Consider the following 9,663-nt stretch of genomic DNA (forward strand, 5'->3'; position numbering starts at 1 on the left):
TCCCTTTTCTTCTTTGTTGGTAAGCGATTGTTTTTATTTGTGCGTGAACAAACCAAAGATGAATACGGCCGCACTATGGGGTTTGTGAATTATGGTGAAGTGGATTATGTATCACACACAGGCTCACAACCAATGAGTATTACTTGGCAGCTAAAAGAGCCAATGCCGCACTTTATGTGGCAACAAGCCGCGAAGTTGGCAGTGGGGTAATGTTGCTGACATCACATTGGTTGATTTGAGAATATCGGTAAACCGATTTGGACCGGAAAAATAAAAAAAGCCCTGTATTTACAAGGCTTTTTTCCAGGAAATACAGAGCATTTAAGACATTCTTGGACGGGGTACTCCCCCCAAGAATCTATTCAATATTTTGGATCTGCTCGCGCATTTGTTCGATCAGCACTTTAAGCTCAACACCTGAAGCGGTGATGTCAGTGGCGATCGATTTTGACGCGAGCGTGTTGGATTCACGGTTGAACTCTTGCATCATGAAATCCAAACGACGGCCAACGGCACCGCCTTTTTTCAAAATGTTGGTGGTCTCTTTAACGTGAGAATCGAGGCGATCCAGCTCTTCTGCTACATCTGATTTCTGCGCCAAAATGATCAGCTCTTGCTCCACGCGAGAAGCATCCAGTTCCACCTTGGCTTCTTCGAATTTCGAGAACAGACGCTCACGCTGCCACTCAATGATCTCTGGCATGCGGGCACGTACTTTCACCACTTCCGCGGTGATGGCTGCTAGGCGTTGCTCAATCAAGGCTTTCATGTTGTCGCCTTCACGGCCACGCGCTTCGATAAATTCGTTGAGTGCTTGATCAAAAGCGGCCAACAATTGCTGATTAATGGCGTCCATATCTTGCTCTGGCGTTTCCATTACACCAGGCCACTGCATCACTTGGAATGGGTTGATGCGGCTATCTTCACCGGTGAGCTGCATGATTTGCTTTGCGGCACCAATCACTTGGCTCGCTAAGGTCTCATTGATCGTCAGTTCGCTGCGCGCCGCTGGGTTGGCTTCAAATCTTAGGCTGCACTCGACTTTGCCGCGAGCAAGGCGTTGGCGAAAACGCTCGCGCAGAACGGGTTCTAGACCGCGGAACTGCTCTGGCATGCGGAAGTAGGTTTCTAGGTAGCGTTGGTTAACACTGCGGATTTCCCATACCGCGCTGCCCCAATCGGCTTTGATCTCTTTGCGCGCGTATGCGGTCATGCTGTAAATCATCGAATTTTCCTGTTTTATCATCTTTGAAAATAACGCTTGGCAATAGTAGCACAGAATGGCGTTGCGGCTAGGCGTGAAGCATTGTTGCTAAAACTGTGAGCTAAAAACCGTGAGCCTTTCCCTAGTGCCTTGCGGTGGTTTCCGCTATACTTCACCCCCAATCAAATCGATCCCCAGAAAAGGTATTCATCCATGCGTCCAAATGATCGCGCGGCAGACCAAGTGCGCCCAATTAAAATTACTCGTAACTACACGGCTTATGCGGAAGGCTCCGTGCTGGTTGAGTTTGGTAATACCAAGGTGCTGTGTAATGCGACCGTGGAAGAATCGGTGCCTCGTTGGCTAAAAGGCCAAGGTAAAGGCTGGGTTACGGCGGAATATGGCATGCTGCCACGCGCAACTCATTCACGTACTCGTCGTGAAGCGGCCAATGGCAAGCAAGGCGGTCGTACCATGGAGATTCAACGCTTGATCGCACGTAGCTTGCGCGCGGTGGTGGATCTGGAAGCGATGGGTGAGTTTATGATCACCGTGGACTGTGATGTCATCCAAGCCGATGGCGGCACACGCACTGCGTCAATCAGTGGTGCTAGCGTGGCGATGGCGGATGCATTCCAGCACCTTGTTGACAGTGGCAAGCTAAAAGCAAACCCAATGAAAGGTCATGTGGCTGCGGTTTCAGTCGGCATTTTGGGTGAAGATGTTCTGTGCGATTTAGAATACGTGGAAGATTCGGCGGCGGATACCGACATGAACGTAGTGATGACGGAAGAAGGCAAGATGATCGAAATCCAAGGCACTGCCGAAGGAGAACCGTTTAGCCATGAACAATTGCTGACTCTGCTAGAGTCGGCCAAGAAGGGCATTAGCGAGATCGTCGCGGCGCAGAAGGCGGCGTTAGCCAATTGATTTAGATAGCTCCCATTTGGGGGCTATTTTTTTGTTTTCTTCTTAGATAACTTAACCGCGTTGTTAGCTTCAACTTTTCACTCCATCACATAGCGCACTATGCTCAGGAGCTGAAAAGTCTCGCTGTCTAGCTGTAAAGCTATCTACTTTGAAAACACTCTTATAGTTTGAGTTATCTTTTCTAGGGACTAGATACTAGGCACTAGAAACTAATAAACGGAGAAAGTAATGAAAGCATACCAGCGTGAATTTATTGAGTTTGCACTAGAGAAACAAGTCCTTAAGTTTGGCGAGTTTACGTTGAAATCTGGCCGTAAAAGCCCATATTTCTTTAACGCTGGTCTTTTCAATACAGGTCGTGATTTGGCGCGCCTTGGTCGTTTTTACGCGGCGGCGTTAGCCGATTCCGGCATTGAGTTCGACGTACTCTTTGGCCCTGCGTACAAAGGCATTCCGATTGCCACCACCACTGCTGTTGCGCTGGCGGATCACCACGATATCGACACGCCTTACTGCTTCAACCGTAAAGAAGCCAAAGATCACGGCGAAGGCGGTAACTTGGTTGGCTCGGCGCTAGAAGGGCGCATTATGTTGGTGGACGACGTGATCACCGCGGGCACAGCGATTCGCGAATCGATGGAAATAATCCAGGCCAATGGCGCCGATCTGGCTGGCGTATTGGTGGCGATTGACCGCCAAGAAAAAGGGAAGGGTGAGCTGTCTGCGATTCAGGAAGTTGAACGTGATTTCGCTTGTGCGGTGATTTCTATCGTTAGCCTGTCGGACTTGATCACTTTCTTGGAAGAGAAAGGCGATGCAGCAGAGCATCTTGATGCGGTGAAAGCGTATCGCGCCCAATACGGGATCTAAGTAAAAGGCAGAGGCTAGATTCTAGGAAGTGCAGATCCTAGAATCTAGTTATCTAGTTATCTAGTTATCTAGTTATCTAGTTATCTAGTTATCTAGGCTTCTAGTCCCTAGTCCCTAGCAACCTAGAATCTATCCTAACTACTTATAACGAATGCCGCGTGGTTGGCTTGGGTCAGCCATGCTCTTAAAGCGTTTGTGCAGCCACATCCATTGATCTAATCCACGCAAAATCACTTTCTCAATCGCTTGGTTCATCACCGTTGCCGCGCCAACAGTGTCTTTACGTGGGAATTGGTCGCTGATATCCGGGTCAATTTCCAGCGTATAGGTTTCGCCTTTGCGGAAGCTAGAAGCGGTGATCACCGCACACTTACTCGCATCGACTAATACGCCTGTGCCTGCCGTTGTACACGCATCGGGTACGGCAAAGAAGGGGACAAATACCGCATGGTTGTTGCCATAATCATGGTCAGGTAAGTACCACAAGCGGCCACCGCCACGGAGAATTTTCAGCATGCCTTTAACGTCTTTGCGATCCACCATTTGGTTGCCACAACGGGTGCGACCCCAAGTTTGGATAAAGTCGTAAGCGGGGTTGTCATGTGGGCGATACACGCCATAACCGGGCGCAAACAATGAAAAGGCACGCGCGGTAATCTCAAGGTTAAGTGAGTGCGTACACACCACCAACACCCCTTTTTTATTGGCATCCAGTTCCATTAGTTCACGGGTGTCACCAAAGACAACATGACGCTTGATGCGCCAATCTGGCCAGAACCATGCGATGCCCGTTTCAAATAGCGCTAAGCCAGTGTTTTTGAAGTTTTCAACCACAATGGCCTCGCGCTCTTGCTGACCCATTTCTGGAAAGGCCAACTCCAAGTTACGATGAGCGACATGCACACGGCTTTTGGCGAAGCGCATGGAAAATTGCCCAAGGCTACGACCCAGCCAAAGCTGTAATTTGTACGGCAGGATGGTGACGATGACAGCAAGTAGGCCAAAGCCCAGCCAAACTGGCCAGTATTTAGGGTGAAGCAGCGAAATTGAAAACGCAGGTTTTGTTGCAGTTGCCATAAATTACTTAATCTGTGCACTGAGCAATGCCCAGTATTCTTCAAAATTTTCAGTTGGTTGGTATTTAAAGTCGGAGCGAACGAAGCGATTCAAACTGCCTTCCACTTGGCCCAGTAACTGAGCGGCGAGGATTTTCTCTTCGACAGGGAAGGATTTCCCTTCACGCAATTTGCGCTCACGTAGAATCTGGCGCAGTTGAGTTTCGATGCGTTCAAACAGTTGGTTGATGCGATCGCGCAGTCGTTCATTTTCAAACATCAGTGCATGGCCAGACATAATACGCGTTAACCCTGGGTTGCGTTCCGCAAAGGCGAGCAGCAGTTGCAGTACTAAACGAATACGTTCTAGCGTGTCTTTCTCTTCATCTAAGATACGGTTGATACGCGACATCAAGGCTTCTTCAATAAACTCAATCAAACCTTCAAACATACGCGCTTTGCTTGGAAAATGGCGATAAAGTGCCGCTTCTGATACGCCCACCTGTTGTGCCAATTTCGCGGTGGTAATACGCGATGCCCCTTCCGCAGACTCCAACATATGAGCAAGAGCTTGGAGGATCTCTTCACGGCGGTTTGATTTTTTACTGCCTGCCATTGATTAACTTCCTTTTGAATAGACGTTTTTTCGTCTGCGATTATATCAGCATGCCCAGTTCAAGACATCAGGTATCGATCAGGTTTTGTGAGATCGTTTAGCAAAAAGCTGTACGAATAACCTGATCAATAACGGAGGGCGATATGTCGATTAGTGACCCATCAGGGTTTGGATCTGTTTCAAGATCTCCATACTTAATGCCGCTTTGCTGTTGAGTGGCAGGGCTTTCTCTCCCTGTGACCAGTAAAGCGTAATCGCATTGTCGCTGCTGTTGAAGCCTTGCCCTTCAACGGACACGTCGTTCGCGCAGAGCAGATCGAGCTTTTTCTTTTCCAGTTTACGGCGAGCGTACACTTCAACGTCGTTGGTTTCTGCCGCAAAGCCGACCGTAAAAGGACGATTCTCCGTCATGGCGGAGACAGACGCGACGATATCGGGATTCTTCACCATAGTGATGGTCATCTCGTCGCTGTCATCGGTTTTCTTCAGCTTTTGCTCAGCAATCGTGGCTGGGCGGTAATCTGCCACGGCCGCGCAACTGATGAAGATATCGTGATCAGAGGCCTGAGCCATCACGGCGTCATACATTTCTTGGGCACTGTCGACGTTGATGCGGTTGACATTGACAGGGGTTGGCAGAGAAACCGGGCCGCTGATAAGTGTCACATTCGCACCCAACTGCATCGCGGCTTGTGCCAGCGCGTAACCCATTTTGCCTGAGCTGTGGTTGGTAATGTAGCGCACAGGGTCAATCGCTTCACGAGTTGGACCCGCCGTGATCAAAATCGATTTGTCTTGCAACGGTTTTGGCTGGAAGAATTGTTCGCACAATGCGACCAACTGCATCGGCTCTAACATACGGCCTGGGCCGACATCACCACACGCTTGCTCGCCAGCCGCTGGGCCCCAAATTTCCATACCGCGTCGGCTCAAAGTGGCGATGTTCTCTTGGGTTGCGACGTTGCGATACATCTGTTGATTCATCGCTGGAGAGACCGCAACAGGGGCGTCAGTAGCCAACACTAAGGTGGTCAGTAGATCGTTGCCCATGCCGGCGGCCATGCGAGCAATCAGATCCGCAGTGGCAGGCGCAAGTAAAATTAAATCGGCCCACTTCGCCAGCTCTATGTGGCCCATTGAGGCTTCGGCGGCGGGATCAAGCAAGCTATCCGAGACTGGTCGGCCAGAGACCGCCTGCATGGTGAGCGGGGTAATAAATTCTTTCGCGGCTTTGGTCATCACCACTTGCACCTCTGCGCCTCTTTCTTTAAGACGTCGGGTGAGGTCTGCACATTTGTAGGCCGCAATACCACCACTGATACCCAGTAGAATCTTCTTTCCTGCCAATGTTTGCATTTGATTACTCTCCAAAATAACTGTTGCCGATCCTAACACAAATTATCTGCTCAGGTGATTGAAAGATAGGCGATTGATAGTGCAAGGTTGGGATCGGATTGTTCACCTGAATAATAGAGAAACGACTAGGGCGGTTTTACTTCTCTAATTGAAGACAAACTCGACAAAGAGATCAGAGAAACAGCACGTTGCTCACAGACATTGACTAAATAGACACCAGATAATGTTTGCGATACACCTCTTAAAAATTAAAACAATCATATGGATAGCGACGGAACTTGTTATGAAGAGTCGGAACAAATTATTGCTGCTAACGTTAATCCCATTAGTGCTGCTGACAGCGATGGTGACAGCGGTTTTCTATTTTAACAGTGTAAAAAGCTTAGACGTTGAACTTAGCGAATATCGAAATGAGCTGATTGAAACGCGCAAAAGCGAGCTAAAAGCCTATTTGATGATGGGCGTCACCGCCATTAAGCCTTTGTATGACGCGGATGTGAATGGCAACAATCAACAACAAGCCAAACAGATTTTGAAAGCAATGCGCTTTGAGAGTGATGGTTACTTTTTTGCTTATGACTCCAAAGGCGTCAACACGCTGCACGCGATAAAGCCGGAGTTGGAGGGTAAAAATCTTTACGGCATGAAAGATGACAATGGTGTTGCGGTGATCACGGGGCTGATTGACGCTTCACAAAAAGGCGATGGCTTTCTTTATTTCTCTTGGCACAAGCCGACCATCAATGCGCAAGCGCCCAAATTGGGTTATGCGGAATATCTACCAAAATGGGATTGGGTGCTCGGCACGGGGATCTACATTGACGATATCGACACGCAAGTGGCAGAGCATCGTGTACAAAGTATTGCCAGTTTGAATGAGCGTACCTTTACGGCGATTGGATTCACTCTGGCGGGGCTATTGATTGCGTGTGGTGTGATAAGCGTGATTGTTTCTCGGGCGATTTTGCCGTTGCAACATATCGCGGCCTCATTGCAAGATGTAGCCGCAGGCGGTGGCGATTTAACCGCTCGTTTGAGTGTCGAAAGCCAAGATGAAGTGGGGGAAGTGGCCAAAGCCTTCAACCAGTTTATGGACAAATTGCATCCATTGATGGTCGATATTCGTAATTCGGCGCAAACAGTGCAAAGCGCTGCCACTGGGCTGGATCAACAAACTTCGTTGGCCAGTAACCAAATGCAAACGCACTGTTTGGAGACGGATAAAGTAGTAACCGCCGTGACGGAAATGAGCGCCACGGCGAGAGAAGTCGCCAACAATACCCATGCCACGGCGCAGGCAATTGATTCTGCCAATGCGCAGATCTCAGAAGCGCAAGTGGAAGTGAATCACGCGATAGAAGGAATTGGCAAACTAGTTGACGAAGTGAACATTACCTCAGAGGCCATTTCTCAGCTTAGCCAACAGACCGATCAAATCACCAAAGTGTTGCAAGTGATAGGCGAAATTGCTGAGCAAACGAACTTACTGGCACTGAATGCCGCCATTGAAGCGGCGCGTGCGGGAGAGCAAGGTCGCGGATTTGCCGTGGTTGCTGATGAAGTTCGTTCATTGGCCAGTCGTACACAAAACAGCACGCTGGAAATTGGCGATATGCTTAAGCAGTTGCAAAATGGGGTGGCCAGAGCGGTCACCACCATGTCTGCCAGCCAAGAGCGTGGTGAGCAAACGGCGCTTGAGTCTGTGCAAATCAAAGAGTCACTTGCCGGCATCCAGTCGGCGGTGGAAATGATCCGAGATATGGGGATTCAAACGGCATCCGCCGCTGAACAACAGAGCGCGGTCGCTGAGGACATCAACCAAAACCTCGTCACCATTCAGCAAATCGTCAATGAGATTAATCACAACTTACAAGAGTCGGAAACGATCAGTACGCAGCTCAGCACATCAGGCCAAGAAATGCATAAGTTGGTTGGGCATTTTAAGCTCTGATAAAAATCTCAGTTACATAAACCTCTTCTATTAATAGAGAACTGGCATTGTCATTCTGGACTTTGTCAGTTTTCTCGCTGCAATAGACTCAATATGAACAAGAGTCTATCAGTATGAGCCTAAAAAACCTGCCTAGTGAATCCATGCCAAGAGAAAAGTTGCTTCAGCGTGGGCCTGAGTCTTTGTCCGATGCTGAGTTACTCGCCATCTTTTTAAGAACAGGCACACAAGGAATGAACGTGATTGAACTTGCCGATTTTTTATTGCGAGACTTTGGTTCGCTGAGAAAACTGTTTTCTGCCGATGAACAGAGCTTTTGCCGTCACAAAGGATTGGGGCAGGCAAAATACGTTCAATTACAAGCTGTTTTGGAAATGACGCAACGTTATTTGGCCGAAACATTGCAACGTGGTGACGCGCTCACCAGTCCACAGCATACTAAGCTTTATCTCTCTTCCATGCTGCGCGATCGCCATCGAGAAGCGTTTTATGTGTTGTTCCTCGATAATCAAAATCGTGTCATTAAAGATGAGGTGATGTTTGAAGGCACCATCGATGCCGCCTCGGTCTATCCTCGGGAAGTTGTCAAAAGAGCCTTATACTATAATGCCGCCGCTTTAATACTGGCGCACAACCATCCTTCAGGCGTAGCAGAGCCAAGCCAAGCAGATCGGCGAATTACTCGACGTTTGAGTGACGCATTGGGCTTAGTGGATATACGGGTATTGGACCACTTTGTTGTCGGCGATGGAGAGGTAGTTTCATTCGCGGAAAGAGGCTGGATTTGAGTTGATAAAATCATCGCTCTTGACAGGCAAACTTTTTGTTGTTCATAAGTGAGTTTCTGCTACAATCCTCGCCACTCAAAATTTTTAACTTACATTCAGCTTGGACTACTTGAAACGTGCTGTCTAAAAAAAGATCACGAAAACCTGTAAAAAGGATCTGTTCGGGTCTTGAGCAATGCATGGCAAGTTAGTATAATGCGCGACCTTTGATAGCCTTGTATGGATTTTCCATAATGGTATTTGACCTCTAATTGATGAGGTTCGGCCACCAAGGTTGATATCGAGCTGAAACGATTTGGAGAAGACATTCATGTCCCGAGTATGCCAAGTAACTGGTAAGCGTCCTGCAGTTGGTAACAACCGCTCACACGCACGAAATGCTACTAAGCGTCGTTTTCTGCCGAACCTACAAACTCATCGTTTCTGGGTAGAGAGCGAAAAACGTTTTGTTAAACTACGTCTGACTGCTAAAGGCATGCGCATCATCGATAAGAAAGGCATCGATGTTGTTCTAGCTGATATGCGTGCACGCGGCGAAAACGTTTAATAAGAGGAATTAGCAATGGCTAAGAAAGGCATTCGTGAGAAAATTCGTCTAGTATCTACTGCAAATACTGGTCACTTCTACACAACTGACAAAAACAAGCGCAACATGCCAGGCAAGTTCGAGATCAAAAAATTTGATCCAGTAGTACGCCAGCACGTTGTGTACAAAGAAGCGAAAATCAAGTAATTGATTGAGTCTCTTTGAAGATTGTAGAAAACCCAGCTTTCGAGCTGGGTTTTTTATTTGCTGTTTTTAAGCTCCTCCTAGAACCTAGAACCTAGAACCTAGAACCTAGAACCTAGAACCTAGAACCTAGAACCTAGAACCTAGAACCTAGAACCTAGAA

At 48.2% G+C, this 9,663-nt stretch carries 10 protein-coding genes and 1 pseudogene; 7 read left to right on the forward strand and 4 right to left on the reverse strand.

What is annotated here, in order from left to right; translation table 11 throughout:
* Positions 1–18: 18 nt before the first annotated feature.
* Positions 19–210 (forward strand): annotated as a pseudogene (locus CIK04_RS18985) (hypothetical protein); the annotation flags it as partial.
* 148 nt (positions 211–358) lie between these two features.
* Here CIK04_RS18985 and CIK04_RS18990 read toward each other — a convergent pair.
* Positions 359–1,225: a YicC/YloC family endoribonuclease gene (locus tag CIK04_RS18990; protein WP_017420469.1), complete on the reverse strand. Its 867-nt coding sequence runs from the start codon at positions 1,223–1,225 to the stop codon at positions 359–361.
* A 192-nt stretch (positions 1,226–1,417) separates the two neighbouring features.
* Here CIK04_RS18990 and rph point away from each other — a divergent pair, with 192 nt between their 5' ends.
* Complete coding sequence (gene rph / locus CIK04_RS18995; protein WP_097353379.1) at positions 1,418–2,134, forward strand: ribonuclease PH; 717 nt, start codon at positions 1,418–1,420, stop codon at positions 2,132–2,134.
* A 228-nt stretch (positions 2,135–2,362) separates the two neighbouring features.
* Complete coding sequence (gene pyrE, locus CIK04_RS19000; protein WP_011078900.1) at positions 2,363–3,004, forward strand: orotate phosphoribosyltransferase; 642 nt, start codon at positions 2,363–2,365, stop codon at positions 3,002–3,004.
* A 138-nt stretch (positions 3,005–3,142) separates the two neighbouring features.
* Here pyrE and CIK04_RS19005 read toward each other — a convergent pair whose 3' ends face one another.
* The 3 genes from CIK04_RS19005 to coaBC all read right to left on the reverse strand — a co-directional run bounded on the left by CIK04_RS19005 (position 3,143) and on the right by coaBC (position 6,031).
* Complete coding sequence (locus CIK04_RS19005; RefSeq protein ID WP_039468941.1) at positions 3,143–4,081, reverse strand: Kdo(2)-lipid IV(A) acyltransferase; 939 nt, start codon at positions 4,079–4,081, stop codon at positions 3,143–3,145.
* 3 nt (positions 4,082–4,084) lie between these two features.
* Complete coding sequence (gene slmA, locus CIK04_RS19010; protein ID WP_011078898.1) at positions 4,085–4,675, reverse strand: nucleoid occlusion factor SlmA; 591 nt, start codon at positions 4,673–4,675, stop codon at positions 4,085–4,087.
* A 150-nt stretch (positions 4,676–4,825) separates the two neighbouring features.
* The gene (coaBC, locus tag CIK04_RS19015; protein ID WP_039541039.1) at positions 4,826–6,031 is read right to left on the reverse strand and encodes a bifunctional phosphopantothenoylcysteine decarboxylase/phosphopantothenate--cysteine ligase CoaBC; all 1,206 of its coding nucleotides are present in this window, start codon (positions 6,029–6,031) and stop codon (positions 4,826–4,828) included.
* Positions 6,032–6,314: 283 nt separating this feature from the next.
* Between coaBC and CIK04_RS19020 the strand changes: the two genes are divergently transcribed.
* From CIK04_RS19020 to rpmG, 4 genes are all read left to right on the forward strand, one after another.
* Positions 6,315–7,982, forward strand: coding sequence for a methyl-accepting chemotaxis protein (locus tag CIK04_RS19020; RefSeq protein ID WP_097353380.1), 1,668 nt, complete (start codon positions 6,315–6,317; stop codon positions 7,980–7,982).
* A 113-nt stretch (positions 7,983–8,095) separates the two neighbouring features.
* Positions 8,096–8,770, forward strand: a complete 675-nt coding sequence (gene radC / locus CIK04_RS19025) for a DNA repair protein RadC (protein ID WP_017420465.1) — start codon at positions 8,096–8,098, stop codon at positions 8,768–8,770.
* 310 nt (positions 8,771–9,080) lie between these two features.
* Positions 9,081–9,317, forward strand: coding sequence for a 50S ribosomal protein L28 (gene rpmB / locus CIK04_RS19030; protein ID WP_011078894.1), 237 nt, complete (start codon positions 9,081–9,083; stop codon positions 9,315–9,317).
* A gap of 15 nt (positions 9,318–9,332) precedes the next feature.
* Complete coding sequence (gene rpmG / locus CIK04_RS19035) at positions 9,333–9,503, forward strand: 50S ribosomal protein L33 (protein WP_011078893.1); 171 nt, start codon at positions 9,333–9,335, stop codon at positions 9,501–9,503.
* The last annotated feature ends 160 nt before the right edge of the window (positions 9,504–9,663 follow it).

The sequence above is a fragment of the Vibrio sp. 03_296 genome, assembly GCF_002265885.1.